Here is an 18,134-nt window from a genome sequence, read left to right on the forward strand (position 1 = left end):
TGTAGTACAGGTACAGTGTATGTAAAAATGATCAGTACAGATGAAAAGTTACAAGTTTGAAATCTTTACACAAATTATAGAGAAGAATATAAAATCCGGAATCTATAAGCCAGGCCAGAAGCTGCCTTCGGTACGTGAGTTGAAGGATTATTATGGATTCAGCATGACTACAATACAGGCAGGATATGATTATCTCATGATTAAGGGGGTAGTAGAAAGTGTTCCAAAATCGGGTTATTATGTTGGCGTGAAAAATGAAAAAGTAATAGAGTCCAGTCAAGTCATACGTCCGCCGGTCGTGCGGGATGCGGTCTTTGAGCAGGGGATTGGGTTAACAACCTCCTCACGATTAAATCGACATTTTTCGGAATTTAATGTTGCAGCTCCCGGCGATCTTTTTGTTCCTCAAAAGCTTTTGCTTCGAACGATGCAACAAGTTATTCGGGAAAAGGGAGCTGGATTATTACGGTATTATCCAACAAATGGCTCAACACTGCTGAGAGACAATATTGTTAGCCGAGCGGCGTCGCAGCGGACGTTGTTAAACACCGAAGAATTATTGATAACAGACGGTGCTTTACAGGCATTGTATATTGCCTTAACAGCTGTATGTAAATGCGGGGATGTGATTGCGGTAGAAAGCCCATGTGTATTTTCTGTATTGGAAGTCATTAGGGTGTTAAAATTGCGTGTTATCGAGATTCCTGTCGGTACGAATGAGGGATTTGATATAGATATTTTTAGACAGGCATGTAAAGGAAATGCAGTAAAAGCAGTGGTTCTTACGCCCAACTTTCATAACCCAACAGGCATTTTACTTTCAAACGAACAGAAAATTACTTTATTGGCAATTGCTTATCAATATAATGTAGCTGTTATTGAGAATGATATCTATGGCGATCTGAACTTTCAGGGAAGTAGACCTTCGACAATAAAAGAATATGATGAAAGTGGCTTAGTGATGACATTTTCATCCTATTCAAAAACACTTGCACCTGGTATTCGGCTGGGATGGCTAAGTACAGGAAAATTTCTAAAAGATGCTGAACGGATTAAGTTTGCATTAGGGAGCACAGTTTCACCATTAAATCAAGAAACTGTGAACCGTTTGATTGGCAGTAGTAGTTACGATCGGCATATTCGCTCCTTGAAGATGCAATTGGCAAAAAATGCGTATATGGCAATCAATCTTATTGCTTCCAGTTTCCCTGAAAAAACTGAAGTTGTTACACCTCAAGGGGGATATAATCTCTGGGTGAAAATACCTGAAGGAATCAATATGCATGATTTCTACATACAGTGTGAAAGAATAGGAGCAAGGTTTACTCCCGGATATACCTTTTCTTTTTCAAATAACTTTGGGCGTTATTTTAGATTGGTAATTGCCGATAAATTTACTGAAAAACGGATTGAGGCAATTCAGCAGGTAGGTCGATATGTATGTGAGGCCCCGTAATATCTGTATCGGTTGTAATTATGCGATGTGTATCGAAAATCCCAATTTATAGCATTTACATTTGTGTATTTAAATGTAGATGCAAATAATGAATATAATCACAAAATTTACAGTTGCTACAGAACAAGGCATTGAAGTGCTATCCATGCTTACCAAAGCATTGGCTGTAGAAAAATTCGCTCAGTTATTGAAACCGGCTGAATTAGATCGTTATATTGTTGAAAATTTTAACATCAATACCCTTGTGAACGAAATAAACAGTATGTCAAATCAATGGTTGGTGACCTATGTTGACGATCAACCGATGGGGTATGCGAGAATAACGTCAAAAGGACAAAAGCCAGCAAATCTAGGAGGTAAACGTGCCATACGAATTGCGGATTTTGGTGTTTGCCCACATGAAGTTCAACCACAAATAGAGGCATCATTAATGGATAAATGTCTTGCGGTGTGTAGTTCTTACGAAATCATTTGGATTAATGAACCTATAGGGAGTTCCTTTATTGAAATTTTTGAACAAAAAGGGTTCATAAAACAACAGGAGATTAGCCAATTTGAGGGAGTACCATTAGAATCAGCATTTTATCTTAAGGTCAACTAGAGGTGGTGTGGAAACTCAGATGTAATAAAAAAGCACACTGATTCCGGTCTTTTTTGTTTAAATAGGACTCTTACTATTGAAGGTTGTAATTTGAGTGATTGAGAAGAAGATCCTTATATAATTTTTAAAGTGTATAATAATGAGAAAATCAATAGTTTTCCTGTGTTTAGATTGGGGACTGCCTATTCGATTATTAGGGACACCGATAATTGAAGAATTCTGGAAGTCAAATGTGGAGCCACTCATGAGTCCCAATTGGGATAAGATAACAGTTCGTATGCCCACAAAAGTTGAGTGAGTAAGAATAGAAGGAGTGGGGTGGGTATTGAAACTCAAAGATCAATACACCATACAAAAAGATGAATTGTTGAATAATTATAAATTAATTAAAAAAGATTATATTTAATCTAAACTGTTATAAACAGTTTAGATTAAATATAATCTAGCGAGTTTAATGCCCTAAATCTGCGCGGACTTAATCCGGTATGTTTTTTTATAAATCTTGTTAAGGAAGCTGATGAACTGAAACCATACCGAGAGGTTAATTCCTTAATCGGAATTTCGGTAGAAGCGAGCTTTTTTGCAATTTCACTTGCTACAATTTCTTTGACGATCATGGTAGGGGAAGCTTCGTTGCAGGTAACTGTCAATCGATGCAAGGCTATTCTGGATACGTTTAACTTTTTCAGGTAGAATTGAAGATTCCAATGATTCTGAGGATATTGGTGGATGAGGTTTTTAAATTCCACTAGAATTGGGTGCTCAGCTAGCAAAGTTGGATTTTGATCCAATTGATTCAACGTTTCTTTTTGTTCTTCTATGTTGTTTTTCATGTTTTAATGTAGTCGCTTTCAATTGCTGTCCTATCCGGTATCATAGTTTGGTTAGGTGTTTAGTCAATCATATTGAATATAATCAAAGTTAGCGCTTTGATTTCGTAATGTAGTTTTCGAAATTAATGATTCGCTTTTTAAAATTATAATTTTTTGTGATGGATAGAAGTAAAACTGACGCTCAACCGACTCATGTTGGGAAAACCTGAGAACGAATAATAGATAGAAAACAGCCTACTCAAAATCTAGATTTACACTAAAATTCTGCGCGTTATTTTCTTTTGTTTTTTCGACTATTGTTTTTTGTTATATAGTGTCTTATAAATGTTATTTATATTAAATATTTAATTTATAAAAGGGGTTGTTATAACCTTAGGTTATAGTTGACTTCAGTTCAGTTTTGGTACTCAAAGAAAGTATAATCAGTTGCCAAGCAAAATAGATACAAGTTGATTTTAAAGAAGGAGGGAACTTAATAATTTCTGCATCGTAACATGCATTCCACAAAAAAGAGTAATTGTCTTGTTTTCGATAAGAAATACAATTTGATTAAATCAGGATGAATCTGTATACTTAGTTCGAATGACATCTAGCACCTATACGTGAGGATAAATAAAGCGCTTATTTGTTTTTTAAACTCACTTTCTTATAAGTAGGACATAGTTTAACTGGAAATAGCAAAAATAGGATATAAAACTACTGTAAGCTCTATTTTTGTTGCTAAAAAATTAATCGTTGTTTTACAATAAAAACATTGGAAATTATTATCTTTAGTATGGAAGTTAATTCCAATAACCACGTATTTATTTAATTAATTGAGAAAATGGGTAAATTTGAAGTAAAAACAACAAAAAATGGAGAATTCCAGTTCAATTTAAAGGCTGGAAACGGACAGGTAATTTTGAGCAGTGAAGGTTATACAACTAAAGCTAACTGTTTGAATGGCGTTGAATCTGTGAAAAAGAATGCTCAGGATGATAATAAATTTGACCGTAAAACGTCAACCAATGGTAAGCACTACTTCAATCTCAAGGCTACCAACGGCCAAATTATTGGAACTAGCGAGATGTATGAAAGTGCAAGTGGGATGGAGAATGGTATTGAGTCCGTTAAAAAGAACGCACCCGATGCTCCAGTTGAGGAAATTGCTTAACCTTACTCTGAAATTACAGATTGCTAAATATGAGTAATCTGCTGAAGTGTAGGATAGGATTTGATAGTAAAAGAGCCGCGTTTTTATTCGGCTCTTTTCGAACTATTGTTTTACTGTTGGAACCGGAATAGAAAACCAAAAACTGCTTCCCTGACCTAAAGTACTATCAACTCCAATTTGACCGTTGTGTTTTTTTATGATTTCAGAAGAGATATAGAGACCTAGTCCAAGACCTGAATAAGATTTGCCTTCATGATTGGCCCTATAATATCTATCGAAAATAAAAGGTTGTACTTCTGGATTTATACCTTCGCCTTTATCTGTGACAGTTATTTTTACATGATCCTGCTGTTGTTCAACAACAATATTGATTTCTTTCGATTCCGGAGCATACTTAACGGCATTATTCACAAAATTGACAAGAACTTGTTCTAACCGTTGTTCGTCGGCAAAGAGATCGGCATCAAGATCACCAGTCATGTTAACCTGATGGTTACCCTGCGATATAATGTTGTGACAGCTGGACGTAAGTATCTTTGATGCTTTGAAGCTTGTCTTTTCTAAATGTAGCTGGCCTTCACTGATTCGATGCATGTTAAGCAGATCATCAACAAGTGTAACAATTTTTTTGATATTGACCGCGGACTGATCAATAAGTCTCGAAATGATGTCGCTTCCTGTTTTGTCTTTGAATCGCTCCAGCAATTGAATGGTACCTTTTAGACCGGTAACCGGTGTTTTTAGTTCATGACTGGCAATACCCAAGAAGTCATCTTTTTGAGATTCGTAGTTCTTTCGTTTTGTAATATCTGCTACCACGCCGATGAGGTGGGTGGCATTACCTTCCGCGTCGTATTTCGGCAGACCCGAGGCATTGATCCAATGTAATGATCCATCTGGCCAACAGATAAGATATTCAGCATGATAAGTAGTCTTGTTTTGAATTGCCTCCTGAACTTTTCTGTAGACCATTTCGCGATGTTCAGGGACGATGCTTTGCATAAGGTCTTCGTAGTCAAATCGGTCTTTTTTACTGAGTCCGAAATTTAGTTTACAAGTTTCAGAACAGTCCATTTTCCCGGTTCTGATATCGCGATTGTAAGAACCCAGTTCACCAGCCTTTAATGCGATTTCCAACTGGTTATTGAGCGCTTCGAGATGCTCGTTTCTTTTGATACGCTCGGTAACTTCGTTGGCAATGACAATAATAGACTCTACTTCACCTTCATCATTTCTCAAAGGTTCATAGGTAAAATCGAAATAATGATCGCCTAAAATACCTTTGGATTCAAGCCTAGCGTGCACGGTGTCTCCAATATAGTTTTCGCCTGTTGTAAAGACATTATCCAATATCCCGAGATAGGGCTGCCCTTGGAGTTCGGGGAGTGCTTGCGCCAGCGACTTGCCGATGATAGTTTCGGTCTTTCGCCAAAGCTTGAGCATCATATCGTTTGCTACTTCTATGAATAAATTACGGCCAGTTAAAATCGCAAACGCTATTGGAGCCTTATCGATAAAAGACCTAAACCGACGTTCGCTCTTTTTTAGATTTTTATTTAGTAAGACTGTCAAATCATATGATTTGTTTAATTGGCTATTGGTACGATAAAGTTCGTCATTGGCAAGTTCCATCTCGTCATTAAGTTCGAGTAGGCGTTGTTGCATCGTTGCCATTGTAATATTCAGCCCTTCAAGCTCATCAATTTTATCTATTGAGGAACTCCGAAGTTCAATTTGATCCATAGCCGTTTGTGCGAGCCCTTCCAGTATCTTCCGGTCAATGTTGGTGAAAGTGCGCGGATGCTTATCGATAATACATAGCGATCCGATCATGAAGCCGTCGTGCGTAGTAAGGGGCGCGCCTGCGTAAAATTGTAAGCCGAAATCACCGATAACATTTGGGTTGGCGAGTAATATCTCTTCCCGAAGTGCATCTTCAAACACAGTTACTTTCTCGTCTAAAATAGCAAGGCTACATAGGCTTTTGCCTCGATTCATTTCTTTTGTGGCACCCATACCAATATTTGCCTTGAAATAAACAGATTCAGCATCAACTAACGATAGTAACGCAATAGGAGCATTGAATATTTGCGTGGCTAATTTAGCTATCCCATCGAAGCTTGCTTCTGAAGGGGTACCAGTAATTTTATAGCGTCTGAGCGCATTTAGTCGGTCATGTTCATTTTCAGGTAAAATATCGATTCCAAACGTATTCTCAATCATATCTGGACAGTATAAATTCTTTTTATAAAGATAAAGTATTAATTACAAAAGCGGCGACGCAAAATTTTTTCTATTTTACGCTTCAAATAATATCGACGTTCATTTTGCCGTTCAAGCTCAACTGAGATAGATTTTTTACTATTTTTATACCGAATCTATATTATTGAATATGAAAAAACTTTTTATCCTGCTACTGATGACTATTTTTTGCGAAAGCTTGTTTGCTAAACGGACAAATGAACTTAAAATCTTACAGATCAATATCTGGCAGGAAGGTACAGTAGTTCCTAAAGGTTTTACAGCTATTGCTGAAGAGATTATCGCAAAACAGGCCGATGTGGTCTTATTTAGTGAAGTTCGAAATTATAAGAATACAGATTTTATACAGCGTATATTGGTCGAACTACGTAGGAAAGGAGCAAAGTTTTTTGGAGAGTCAAATGATGAGAAGTTGGATGTAGGCTTTATTTCGAAATATCCTATAAAAGAGCAACACGCACTCTACGAAAGAAACAGTGATATGGGAGGTGTACTTAAGAGTAAGATAGAAGTCGGAAAGCGCCATTTTGTATTTTACGCTTTGCATCTCGATTATACGAATTATGCTTGCTATCTGCCGCGGGGCTATGATGGCGTAACCTGGGAGAAATTGGAGAGTCCGATTACAGATGTATTAGCGATAACTACTGCAAATCGGAAAAGCAAACGCGACGAAGCGATTCGCGATGTTATCAAAGATGTAGAAAAGGAAGACCAATTACAATCTTTCGTTATCGCTGGAGATTTCAATGAACCTTCGCATCTGGATTGGACTGATGAAACAAAAGATCTTTTTGATCATAGGGGCGCCGTGGTCCCTTGGGATTGTTCAGTGCTTCTACAGCGAGCCGGATTCATGGACAGTTTTCGTCAAAAGTATCCAAATCCGGTCAGTCATCCAGGTTTTACGTATCCTACATACAACAAAGATGTGCCTCTTAGTAAATTAGCGTGGGCACCAACTGCCGATGATCGGGATCGGATAGACTACATATATTTTCGCAGTAAATTACCTTTGGTAGTTTCTGAAATACAGATTGTGGGACCGGTGGAAACTATAAAATATGGACAAAAAGAAGAAAGAGATAGCGAGGATCATTTTTTGCTGCCCAAAGGTATTTGGCCGACAGATCATAAGGCTTTGCTTCTTTCCTTTAAATTCTGACCCCATGTTTTGTCCTAACAGCAAGAGGGAACTTTTTCCTTGTGTTGGGAGAGTTGGTCAGCACAGGAAGGTAGCCCCACAGTAAAAATTGATCCTTTATTGGGCGTGCTTTGGATGTTTACAATGCCTTTGTTTCGTTCAATGAGATCTTTACATAGAACTAAGCCTACACCCGATCCTGGCTCTTCTTCTGTACCAAATGACTTTTGTTGAATTTCATTGAATAGAGCGGCAGACTTCGAAGGGTTAATACCAATTCCTTCATCTTGAATATGAATATGCGTATATAGCTCATCCATACTTGAATAGATATTGATATTTCCATTAACATAACTGAATTTGATCGCATTGCTGATCAAGTTGCGTAAAATGATTATGGTATGGTCTCTATTGGCAATTAATTGAGTGTTATCAGGTATATCTATATTGATTTTTAGCTGTTTAGATAGCGTGTTGTCTTTAAAGCCTTTAATTATTTGTTGAATCATGGGTTTGATCAATAAAGTTGAGGCATTTGTATCCATTCCCTGCATATTGCTGCTACCCCATTGCAAAAGGTCATCCAATGCCTGATTCTGCTGAGTAATCTGTTGATAGATTTGTTGAATGTATTCCTGTGAAGTAGTATTATTGAGCATTTGGTTACGAAACATAAATACCAAAGCCTCCAGGTTGGCAAATGGGCTTTTGATGTCGTGAGCTATAATTGAGAATATTTTTTCTTTGTCGCGATTCATGGATTCCAAGTTATGGCGCTGATGCTCGATCTTCTTCATATTCTTGTAGATGATGTCCAAGAAAAAATTTACAGCAACAACCATAAAAATAAGTGCATTGATAATGTTGAAAACAGATCGAGATCGCGGGACCTGTTGGCTCTGAGGAAGTATATCTGGAAGTAAATATAGTAGTGAAATTAGGAAAGCCACTATAATACAAAGTATAATATGGACCCGTCGGTTGTCATACATCAACATCGAAACGATAAGTGTACATAATAAAAAGTATTCACCACCATTTTTATAGAGTAAAGCTCCGGCGAAGAAAAATACAGAATTGCTTGTCAATAATGTTGCCTTTGCACTGTTATACTTTCCATTATATTGAAGAAAAAGTACGGTAATCGCACATATTGAATTGGAGAAATTAATCGCTGATAAAATATAACGGTGGTCAATAAGATTGAGAATTGAAAAGAAAATTGTGGGAAACAAACATAATAATGCAATCAGGTTTATCATATACACGCGCTTGAAATCGATGTACGACATGTCGGTATGCGCACCAATATGGGAAAAATAAATCCAATATTTACGGAATTGATTCATAACGACAGATCTGATTTGCTAATAGTGTCTGAATATTCAAAATTAGCCATAAATCGGGAGTCCAACAATCATTTTTCAAGAATTGAATATCTTGTGAAAACGAGGAAATGGAAAGAATAACAATTGCGTTAGGGCAGCTGTATTAATTGGGGAAAAATAAGCGCACCTCGGTCCCTTGGTTTTCGCGGCTAAAGATGGCCATCTGTGCTTTGAGTCTTTCAAGGAGTTCCTGGACAATAAATAATCCTATGCCTTTACCATTGTAGTCCGTCGAGTTGGATCCGCGTTGTCTTTCCATGCGGATATTTTCGAGTTCATGCTGTGGAATGCCAATACCGTTATCTTTGATAAAATACAATACGCCATTTGTTACTTTTTCACTATAAATATATACTTGTGCCTTTTTATTGGCTGATGAGTATTTAATGGCATTGTTGATCAGGTTGGTGAAGACTTGGTATATTCCATTTTGATCACTATTTAATGGGAAAAGATCACCAAAGATAAGCTCTGTATGATGACTGCGATATAATAGTTTAGCTTCTCGGCACCAATTTGGAAGGGTAAGATCCAAGCGAATGTACTGCTTCCTTAGGCTATTAATTGGAGCAAGACTCAGCTCTACTGTTTTGTCAATAATATCTGCGATGTTCTCAAGAGATTGATCAATCACATCATAGAGTTCTACCCGGCGGCTCGATTGCATATCTAAATGTTCTTTCAGTACACCTATTCCTAATTTAGCAAGCGCTAAAGGATTCTTGGCGTCATGAGAAAGAGTGTACGATATCATTCGAAGGTTCGTTGCCGGATTGATTGTTATATTTTCTTGATCTGTGGGTTTATCTTTATGTATTTTATGGGTAACATCTGTGGCTGTATGTAGGATAGAATAAGTTCGACCCCGCTTATCAAACAAAGGCTTATATTCAAAATCAAAATAGCGCTTCATTTTGAAATCACGGTCTATGATGGTTGCTGGTGTATCAAAGGCCCTATAGGTGACACCGCTATCCCAAACATTACGGAGTATATCTGTAAATCCTTCCTCAGTAAATACAGGAAAAACCTCTGCAAAGGAATGTCCAAAGATTTCATTCTCACTACGCCATATGTTTAGCATACGCGAATTAGCAAATGCGATATTGAGGTTTGAGTTATCATAAATGGCAGTTGCAATAGGCATCTGACTTAGTGCTTCAAAGAAAATCGGAACATTCTTTTGAGGTTTTTGCATATTGGAGCGAATGAGTGTTTATTACCACAGTAATAAGGTAAAAATACGCAAAGATCAAGCCAATATTTAGCTTTTTTGCATTTCTTGTTGTTATTTGAAGTTACGTTTTGGTTGTAGACAATAGCTATAAATGGTACAGATGAGTTAAGGACTAATGGTCGATTCAAGGTGCCAATTTTTTTCGCATTATTTAAACTCAATAAAAAACAAAATATGATTATATTTAATAAACTTCACGGGAGATTGTAAGTTAAGGAATAACTAGGAATTTGTAATCGTACCAACTATGGACAAGTATTTGGAAATTAGAGAATATGATGCTCGGGACAGAAATAAACTGATTGATATTCTTTATATGAATATACCGAAGTACTTTGCGGAGAGTGAGGTCGCCGACTTCGAAGAATATCTTGACAAGGAGGTGGAAGCCTATTTTGTCGCACTGGTTAATGGGCAAATTGTTGGTGGTGGTGGGGTCGGATTTTCGGATGATGAGCAAACAGGATTTTTAAGTTGGAGTTTTTTAAATCCAAAATATCATGGATTTGGTTTTGGTAAAGCCTTATTGAATTATCGCATTGGCTTTCTATACAGCCATCATCAGGTTGAAAAAATAGAAGTTGGAACCTCCCAATTTACATTCGGATTCTATAAAAAAAATGGGTTTATACTAAGAGAAATCCATAAAGACTATTGGGCTGAAGGTTTTGATTTATATGATATGGTCCATACAAGGGAATAGATAGCAGCATTAATTCGGGTGACAAGCTGGCGAATAATATGTAGTTCATTGATTGAATACGATCAAGTTTTCCTTGATTTGATTCAGGTGATGTAGGGGATGATAGCTCATCAGATAAAACATTTCGCGAATACTGAGTTTTCCGAGCAGAGGATGCGGCAAAACCAGGCTATCTAGCTCCTCTTCATTGTACTGTGCAAATAGTTGATTGATTGTTGCTAATACTTCTTCCAGCTGCGCTATCAGATCCTCTTTCTGTGCGGGTAGGATTTCTTCAGGCAAAAATTGACTTGGGGCCTGTCGGCTTGTTTTGAGATAATTGTTACGCACTGTATCGTAATCCCAGGTTGTACGTTGTAGAGACCCGAATTTTTGGGCTATGAAATCTTTTGATTGAAGTACCTTTGGAAAGGGTAGAAGTGTTAAGAGAATATGTTTTAGCTGCTGACCAGCCGTCCATTTTTCATGATTACGATATGAAAAGTGGGGATCAGGTAATACCTCGATATAGGCAATAACGGTATGGTGGTTGTCAGAAAAGGTTTTGATCAATTCTTGTCTATTCATCTTATTTTTAGTATTAATGGATTATTTCGATCGTTTTTTTTAGCTTATTGATAAGTTAATATGATGTACTAAAAATATAAAATTATTTGCAAAACTCAGTTATGAATCTCACTTATTCGGAGCCAATCAGAGCTAAAAACGGCCGGTATTCATTGCTATACCGGCCTATTATTTCACTTATTTAAGAGATGTTCTACCCATCCATAAAGGTTTGTACTCGTTTTAATAAACTCCAAAATCAGCGAGATGCGAATAGAAGAAATCGCCCCAAGAACTTGTCGATTCTATTTTAAGGTATTGGGTACTAACGGATGTATTAAGATCGACATTGATCCAGGAACCAGCAACTTTGCTCAACTGCGTCGTTTTGATCAGTGTCCAGCTTACACCATTTGTACTTACGTAAATATTGACATCTTTCATCGCTCCATTTAAATTGTCTCGGTTACGGAAAGCAAGTCCTTTTACGGTACGTAATGCGCCCATATTGACGGAAAAGAAATGTGGCTGCGGGGTTTGAGTGGACGACCACGGAGTATGCCAGACCGTACTTCTATTCATATCCAATACATTGCTGGCTGGTGATCCAGGCTCATTACTATCGCTAGCTACAATTGACCAACCTGTGGTCGGTAACAATTTATAGGTCACAACCTTGGATAAATCGGGGATATTGTTAACGAAGTTATAAGCGTATCCTAAGGTAGTACGGCTTCCATTGACATGGAGAAATCCTATTCTCATTTCGTAATTTCCTGTCAGATCATAAAAATCAGCTAATGGGCACTCAAATCGAAAACTATCTTGGCCTATTATTTTTGTCGCCCATTGTACGGCATCATAATCGTTATTCACCCCAAATGGCTCCCTATCGTGCCAAACAACAATGTCATTGACTGGTTTTGTTGTTGTAAATTTCCCGGAAACGATAATCTTATTGTTCACAAAGCTTGATGACAGGGATGTTATTTCTGCAGATGCGGACGCGTACCAGTCAGTTCTTACCACAGGGCTGAATACTTGGCTATTGTTAAATGTTGCTGCTGTGGTACTGGTCAAAGAAGTTGTAGAGATTCCATAGGTCGAATTGCCCGAACCCATCAATGCCGTACCTAAAGTTGGCGCTAACGTTTTATTCATTCTGTTGTGGCTGGCATTTAAGCCATGGCCCAGTTCGTGAATCATTCCACCTATCCATACAGTTGCTTTCCTTCCAATATCACCGCCTATTCCTAAGTTTTTGGCGTCCAGATTTACATAATCTAATGCGTAGCAGCTGGTACCTGTACCATAGAATGGAGGACCTCCCGGATTAGCTGGATCTGTATTGTAGGTTGGAATAATGATTAGATTGTGCTCGCTTTTTTTTCCTGACGGATTTTGATTAAAATAGCTGTCCACTTCCGCTTTCACAGCGCCGCTGCCCCCTGAGTACGGATAAGTAGCTTTGCCATATTTTCCAGCAATGTAATGGATATTAATCAGGCTGTCATTGAGCAGATCCAATCCGAAGGATTTTCTGCCGAAGCCTTCGCGGTCCATATTATTTGCAAACATATTTTGGGCGTCCAACAGGATCTTGCTAAGACGCTTTCTGAAGTTGGGAATGGAATCAACATCATTTGGAACAAAATAGATGACGTTCAGCTTGTAGGGATTACTGTTCCATTCATTTGTTACCGAGCTAGTTGATGTTTTTGCTTTTAGAGTTTCGACACTTTCTTCGGTGTTTACCAAGGTCTTGTTACAGGAGGCAGCCCCTAAAGCGAGGGTTGCAAGCATTAGATTTAAAAGTTTTCTCATAATGGTTTATATTGTGTATCAATAAATATAAATAAGGCATCTTTTATTGGTGTGTAAAAAAATAAACTTTTATCACAAATAGTTTAGTCAATCGATTGATTAATCAACTTTTAAAATTGTTTTGTAACATTTTAATTTATTTGAGCATGAAATGATTGAGAGTTAATAATGGCTGGATAAAATTTAACCGACTTCTTACTTGCTTTTCATCCAGGTCTTATTACATTTGATTGTATGAATATTTAAATCGTATGGAAAAAATTAAAAACCTGATATTATTGTTGGGCGCACCCAATGATGAGCAGGGGAATCTCAGCGTTATGGCATTAGATAGAAATGAATGTGCCTATAATTTCTATTGTCATAATGAAGGGACTACAATTTTGTGTACCGGCGGCATGGGTGAACATTTCAATCGGACAGAAAAGCCGCATGGCGCTTATGCTCAAGCTTATCTTATGGAAAGAGGTGTCGTAGAGAAAGATTTACTTCCATGTGTACTATCCACAAATACTTACGAAGATTTTATGCTATCAAAAGAGATCATCAAAAAGATCTCTCCAGATCTCTTCATCGTGATTACCTCTGATTTTCACATGAGGCGAGCGAAATTATTGCAAGAAAAACTCATTGACTACCCAAATGTACTGTTTATTGCTGCAAAATCGACTGTTAGTCCCGACGAGCTTAATTTATTGTTACGGCATGAGCAACAAGCTATCCGGAGAATACTGGGACGTTAAACAGGTGTATTGAATAGCACTATTTTTAGCGGTTGCCCCTTATGCCGGCAAATTTTTTATACATTAACCCAGTTTCTTTCTGAGCCATTTGCGGACAGGTTCGTCATACCATTTCAAGCTGACATAGGCTAGTGCAATACTCGCCACCAAAATCAATAGGGCATAAGGCAAAGCTTTTATAAGCGTCATATCCTTATTGTTGCTGATCCAGGCAACATAAAAATAGACGAAAGGGTAGTGTACGAGGTATAGCGGGTAAGAGATGTCACCCAAAAATTTACAGAGCTTATTTTCTAATCTGCTGCTTGATATGCTGCCTGTCCCCAGGTAAACAATTAGGGGGAATACAATGATAATGCATACCGACTCATATATCCCGTTCATCCAGAGCTGTTCTGCTCCACCTATACGAGGCATATAAAACACAATGGCGATTAAAATACTACAGTATAAAAATGCATGTCGGATACGGCTCGGGCTCGTTATTCTGGATAGCAGGAGGCCAGCAAAAAAAGGGTACATGGTGCGGGTGATTCCTATGCGCACTTGTTCAGTATTTAATGTCCAGCCACCGCTAACATCTCCAGTAGGACTTGTGATCGCCAAATGCGCGAGTGCGACAGCCGCAATAAAGACCAAAATGCTTAACGATGTTTTGGATAGTTTGCGAATACCGATGGCATATAGCATATTGGCAATATATTCAAAAAACAATGACCAGCCGACACTATTGAGCGGATGCATTTCCTGCCAGCCTCGAATATCCAAAGAGAGGGGAACGGGAAGAATCGTATAACCAATGAGCATGACCAAAAGCATTTTCCAGAGCGGAACGGTGTGAATAAGTGGCCAGATTGTAGAATCTGTAAAATAAAAGCCTATTGCACCAAGAGTCATACCTAATAAAACCATCGGCTGAAGGCGTTCAATACGGCGTTTAAAGAAGGTACCAATAGACATTTTATGCCAACGATCATCATAAGCATAGCCGATCACAAATCCAGATAAAAGAAAGAAAAAGTCAACGGCCAAATAGCCATGGTTGACCAAGATATCGAGATGTCCTGTTCCCAATGGCTCCGTGAGATGAAAGGTTACAACGATAATCGCAGCGACGCCTCGTAGTCCGTCTAAAATGGGATAGTGTGCCTTTGTAGAAAGGTTTTTATTGTTCATGGCTTCTGATTTTATTTCGAAGATGTCTATGGACTTGCTAACTGTTTATAAATGTTATTGAATGAACGGCTGAAAATAATGAAATAACAGGTGTAAATTTGATCAAATCGTATCAAAATCCCGATGGTTATTCTCATTTTTTGTGCTGTACCGAATCGTTTATGGGGATTCACAATTTTTATTGCTGGTACACCCAGCTGCCAGCTTTTATATTCTTATAGAGTGTACATTCCGAAATTCAATGACCCAAATTTTTCATATCTTGCTGTCCAATTCACAAATGCTTTCTTCGACCGTCAGTTTACGTGAAATCGAGAAGCTCCCTTTGTGCATTGAAAATTCCGCTGTGCATTTATAAACATAAATTAATAAAAGAAATGATCGTTGTTAAAGTAACCTATAGTGTCCATGATGACTATGTACATACGAATAAAAAAATGATTGAAAGCTTTCTCAAAGATTTCAGGAAGTTAGATGGAACACAATTCCTGTATACTATTTTGCAGGGTGGTGAAAGCAATACTTTCGTACATATTTCCTAGTATAAGAATAAAGAGATACAGGATCAATTGCTGAAAGTACCGAGCTTTCTCCATTTTCAGGAACAAAGAGATAAAAACCTTGCTGTTGAGCCCAAAATTGAGTTTATGAACTTTATAGGGAGCTCAAACGATCCGTTTTAGCGAAGGAGAGACCGCGCTTCATGCAAAAGATATGTTTAATCACTATAGGCAATTAAACCACTTTGTTTGTTACTTGCAATGTCAAGTATTTGGATGAAGCTATTTATGTCTGTATCCATTTGGAGTCCCTTGTTTAATATAATTTGCTGAGTTTGTTTAATCAGAGCAGTATCTAGCCTGAAATCTGTATAATAGTCAAATCGTGTGGCGATTATGCCTTTTTGCCGAAGGCTGCTGAAAGTTTTTTCGTCAAGTTGTCCAGCGAAAACCAATCCTGCCTTTTCAGGGAAATCTGGTTTTAATTGTTTATCATCAATAATATAGAAATCTAACATCTCAGGATTTAATTTTAGCAAGTATTTGGTTATTACGACTCGATAATGGGCCGTTTACTTCAATAGCTTGTATACTAAAGTCGTCAATCCAATCGCGGAGTAAATCATTAACTTTAGATCTAAGTTTGGGTAGATCCGACTTGTGGCAAGGTATCAAATCGGGGTCTTCAATGGGGACAAACACCAAAAGATCAATTTCGGCCAATACAGCAAAGGCTTTTTCAAAAAGGAACTGAATATTTTTCTTTGGATCAAGAATATGCAGATAAGCTAAGATGTCGAGTACACATCTATCGAATATTACATTGTCTCCGCTTTGTGAAATTAGCTGGGCAGCGTAGTTAAATTGCTCAACGAAATCTTCGGCAGTGGGTTCTTCAAGGAATTCATGCCCCGATGATTCCAGCTGATAGTAGGGTTCTACTTCCAGTGTATATCCGGGAAGCTTTTCTAGAAGCTCTTCTGCTAAGGTGGTTTTACCTACTTTGTGCGTGCCAAATAGGGCAATTCTCATTTTTAAATTTATTTTATGAACTACGCTGTCAATATCTAAGGTAATGTTGTTAAACGAGAAAAGCTAATTAAATATCCGATATGCTAAATAACGATGATCAAATGAAGATTTTACATCGCAATTTTATTCATCATATCCTTGTTTTTCTAACTTTGAGTCTTAATCGGATATAGATAACATAGCAACAGTTCATTTGATGGGAAAAATACAATATTATCTTAAAAACAATACGCGTATTGCCGATGAGCACATAGACCAGATAAGCAGATGCTTCAGACTACAGCATTTAAAAAAGAATACCCTGTTGCTGTCAGAGGGAGAGACTTGTAAAGATTTATATTTTGTTCATCGCGGTAGTATTAGAACATACTTTGTAACCGCGCGGGGGCAGGAAAAAACGAGACATATCGCATTCGAAAATGCTATTATTACCTCAATCTCTAGCTTTATATCGCAAAAAAAGTCAACTGAATTCGTCGAAACGCTCGAAAATTCAGAACTATATGCAATAAACCATAAAGATTTTTATCAGTTATTGTCAGATATCCCGCTGTGGGAAAAATATTACCGGCAATTTTTGGAAAGTACTTATTTATGCCAGAATCAGAAGATGGAGAATCGTATAACACTTTCGGCTAAACAGCGCTATGACAAACTCATGAGTGAAGAACCAATCTATATCCAACGGCTTTCAAACAGAATACTTGCCTCTTATCTTGATATTACACAAGAAACGTTGAGTAGGCTTAAATCGAAATGATTTTTTGACATACATCAACGCGTCTAAAGTTGGAATGTTTTAAATTTGATTAGTTACATTTTTAAAAATAATCAATATGTATTTAGATCCAGATAACCACGTCGTTAAACTTTGTGCCCAAGGTATGGACATCGAGGGTAAACCGGAAGAAGCAAGCAAATTATTTACTCAAGCTTGGAATGAAGCAATAAATGACGTTGAAAGATTTATAGCAGCCCATTATATAGCAAGACATCAGAAGAGTGTTGCAGACAAATTGAAATGGGATGAGACGGCCTTACATTTGGCTCAAGAAATAAAGGACAACGATGTCAGCGGGGCATTCCCGTCGCTTTACTTGAATATTGCCAAATGCTATGAGGATCTAGGCGATGTTGAAAATGCAGAAAAAAATTACCAATCAGCACTTTCGTTCACGGACAAATTATCTGATGACGGATATGGAAATATGATTAGAGGAGGTATTTTGAACGGAATTAAAAGGTTAAAGTCATTGAGTGAGAATAGATAACATAATCGTCCAGTCTTTGTCACTTACAATTCATATAAACAAAAAAAGCTAATCTTGCGACTAGCTTCTTTCTGTGATCCCGCTGGGATTCGAACCCAGGACCCATACATTAAAAGTGTATTGCTCTACCAGCTGAGCTACGGAATCTTACTTCTTTATTTTTGAACTGCCGTTCCTTGTTTGAAGTGATGCAAAAGTAGGGCTTTAATCCTATTCCTGCAAATAATTTTGGCTTAAAATCACGCTCTAATGCTTAATAAGCTGA

General features: G+C 37.6%; 19 protein-coding genes and 1 tRNA gene. 10 read left to right on the forward strand and 10 right to left on the reverse strand.

The features are described 5' to 3' along the window. The first annotated feature begins 40 nt into the window (after positions 1–40). The 3 genes from OK025_RS19065 (at position 41) to OK025_RS19075 (ending at position 2,355) form a co-directional block, all read left to right on the forward strand. Entirely contained in the window at positions 41–1,456 is a 1,416-nt protein-coding gene (locus OK025_RS19065) for a PLP-dependent aminotransferase family protein (RefSeq protein WP_317666194.1), read from the forward strand. Between the two features lie 88 nt (positions 1,457–1,544). Then, positions 1,545–2,057 carry an N-acetyltransferase gene (locus tag OK025_RS19070; RefSeq protein ID WP_317666195.1) on the forward strand — a complete coding sequence of 171 codons (513 nt, stop codon included), beginning with the start codon at positions 1,545–1,547 and terminating at the stop codon, positions 2,055–2,057. Positions 2,058–2,196: 139 nt separating this feature from the next. After that, positions 2,197–2,355: a hypothetical protein gene (locus OK025_RS19075; RefSeq protein WP_317666197.1), complete on the forward strand. Its 159-nt coding sequence runs from the start codon at positions 2,197–2,199 to the stop codon at positions 2,353–2,355. A gap of 133 nt (positions 2,356–2,488) precedes the next feature. Here the strand turns inward: OK025_RS19075 and OK025_RS19080 are convergent, their stop codons facing one another. Further along, positions 2,489–2,890: a helix-turn-helix domain-containing protein gene (locus OK025_RS19080; RefSeq protein ID WP_317666199.1), complete on the reverse strand. Its 402-nt coding sequence runs from the start codon at positions 2,888–2,890 to the stop codon at positions 2,489–2,491. 823 nt (positions 2,891–3,713) lie between these two features. Here OK025_RS19080 and OK025_RS19085 point away from each other — a divergent pair. Next, complete coding sequence (locus OK025_RS19085) at positions 3,714–4,043, forward strand: YegP family protein (RefSeq protein WP_317666200.1); 330 nt, start codon at positions 3,714–3,716, stop codon at positions 4,041–4,043. Positions 4,044–4,145: 102 nt separating this feature from the next. On the opposite strand, the gene OK025_RS19090 is transcribed toward OK025_RS19085, so the two are convergent. Then, positions 4,146–6,266, reverse strand: coding sequence for an ATP-binding protein (locus OK025_RS19090; protein WP_317666202.1), 2,121 nt, complete (start codon positions 6,264–6,266; stop codon positions 4,146–4,148). Positions 6,267–6,435: 169 nt separating this feature from the next. On the opposite strand from OK025_RS19090, the gene OK025_RS19095 reads away from it, so the two are divergent. After that, entirely contained in the window at positions 6,436–7,470 is a 1,035-nt protein-coding gene (locus OK025_RS19095; protein WP_317666204.1) for an endonuclease/exonuclease/phosphatase family protein, read from the forward strand. Positions 7,471–7,484: 14 nt separating this feature from the next. Here OK025_RS19095 and OK025_RS19100 read toward each other — a convergent pair whose 3' ends face one another. Both OK025_RS19100 and OK025_RS19105 read right to left on the reverse strand, forming a co-directional pair. Beyond that, the gene (locus OK025_RS19100; RefSeq protein WP_317666205.1) at positions 7,485–8,798 is read right to left on the reverse strand and encodes a HAMP domain-containing sensor histidine kinase; all 1,314 of its coding nucleotides are present in this window, start codon (positions 8,796–8,798) and stop codon (positions 7,485–7,487) included. 142 nt (positions 8,799–8,940) lie between these two features. Further along, positions 8,941–10,035: an ATP-binding protein gene (locus OK025_RS19105; protein WP_317666206.1), complete on the reverse strand. Its 1,095-nt coding sequence runs from the start codon at positions 10,033–10,035 to the stop codon at positions 8,941–8,943. A gap of 286 nt (positions 10,036–10,321) precedes the next feature. Here OK025_RS19105 and OK025_RS19110 point away from each other — a divergent pair, with 286 nt between their 5' ends. After that, complete coding sequence (locus OK025_RS19110; RefSeq protein ID WP_317666207.1) at positions 10,322–10,777, forward strand: GNAT family N-acetyltransferase; 456 nt, start codon at positions 10,322–10,324, stop codon at positions 10,775–10,777. 45 nt (positions 10,778–10,822) lie between these two features. On the opposite strand, the gene OK025_RS19115 is transcribed toward OK025_RS19110, so the two are convergent. Continuing rightward, a complete protein-coding gene (locus OK025_RS19115; protein WP_317666209.1) occupies positions 10,823–11,344 on the reverse strand; it encodes a DinB family protein in 522 nt (173 codons plus the stop codon). Positions 11,345–11,566: 222 nt separating this feature from the next. Then, positions 11,567–13,147 (reverse strand): discoidin domain-containing protein, encoded by a 1,581-nt coding sequence (locus tag OK025_RS19120; protein ID WP_317666210.1) that lies wholly within the window; start codon positions 13,145–13,147, stop codon positions 11,567–11,569. A gap of 251 nt (positions 13,148–13,398) precedes the next feature. On the opposite strand from OK025_RS19120, the gene OK025_RS19125 reads away from it, so the two are divergent. Then, on the forward strand, positions 13,399–13,890 hold the full coding sequence (locus tag OK025_RS19125) for a YdcF family protein (RefSeq protein ID WP_317666211.1): 492 nt from the start codon (positions 13,399–13,401) through the stop codon (positions 13,888–13,890). Positions 13,891–13,953: 63 nt separating this feature from the next. Here the strand turns inward: OK025_RS19125 and OK025_RS19130 are convergent, their stop codons facing one another. Then, the gene (locus tag OK025_RS19130) at positions 13,954–15,066 is read right to left on the reverse strand and encodes an acyltransferase (protein ID WP_317666213.1); all 1,113 of its coding nucleotides are present in this window, start codon (positions 15,064–15,066) and stop codon (positions 13,954–13,956) included. A gap of 377 nt (positions 15,067–15,443) precedes the next feature. Between OK025_RS19130 and OK025_RS19135 the strand changes: the two genes are divergently transcribed. Further along, complete coding sequence (locus OK025_RS19135; RefSeq protein WP_317666215.1) at positions 15,444–15,608, forward strand: hypothetical protein; 165 nt, start codon at positions 15,444–15,446, stop codon at positions 15,606–15,608. Between the two features lie 176 nt (positions 15,609–15,784). Here OK025_RS19135 and OK025_RS19140 read toward each other — a convergent pair whose 3' ends face one another. Both OK025_RS19140 and OK025_RS19145 read right to left on the reverse strand, forming a co-directional pair. Then, positions 15,785–16,084 carry a hypothetical protein gene (locus OK025_RS19140; RefSeq protein WP_317666217.1) on the reverse strand — a complete coding sequence of 100 codons (300 nt, stop codon included), beginning with the start codon at positions 16,082–16,084 and terminating at the stop codon, positions 15,785–15,787. 1 nt (position 16,085) lies between these two features. Further along, the gene (locus OK025_RS19145) at positions 16,086–16,598 is read right to left on the reverse strand and encodes an ATP-binding protein (RefSeq protein ID WP_317666219.1); all 513 of its coding nucleotides are present in this window, start codon (positions 16,596–16,598) and stop codon (positions 16,086–16,088) included. A gap of 196 nt (positions 16,599–16,794) precedes the next feature. On the opposite strand from OK025_RS19145, the gene OK025_RS19150 reads away from it, so the two are divergent. Continuing rightward, complete coding sequence (locus tag OK025_RS19150; protein ID WP_317666221.1) at positions 16,795–17,358, forward strand: Crp/Fnr family transcriptional regulator; 564 nt, start codon at positions 16,795–16,797, stop codon at positions 17,356–17,358. Positions 17,359–17,434: 76 nt separating this feature from the next. Continuing rightward, complete coding sequence (locus OK025_RS19155) at positions 17,435–17,869, forward strand: hypothetical protein (protein WP_317666223.1); 435 nt, start codon at positions 17,435–17,437, stop codon at positions 17,867–17,869. A gap of 74 nt (positions 17,870–17,943) precedes the next feature. Here the strand turns inward: OK025_RS19155 and OK025_RS19160 are convergent. Then, positions 17,944–18,016 (reverse strand) — tRNA-Lys (locus tag OK025_RS19160). Between the last annotated feature and the right edge of the window lie 118 nt (positions 18,017–18,134).

Origin of the sequence: Sphingobacterium sp. UGAL515B_05 (assembly GCF_033097525.1) — a bacterium.
GTDB lineage: Bacteria > Bacteroidota > Bacteroidia > Sphingobacteriales > Sphingobacteriaceae > Sphingobacterium.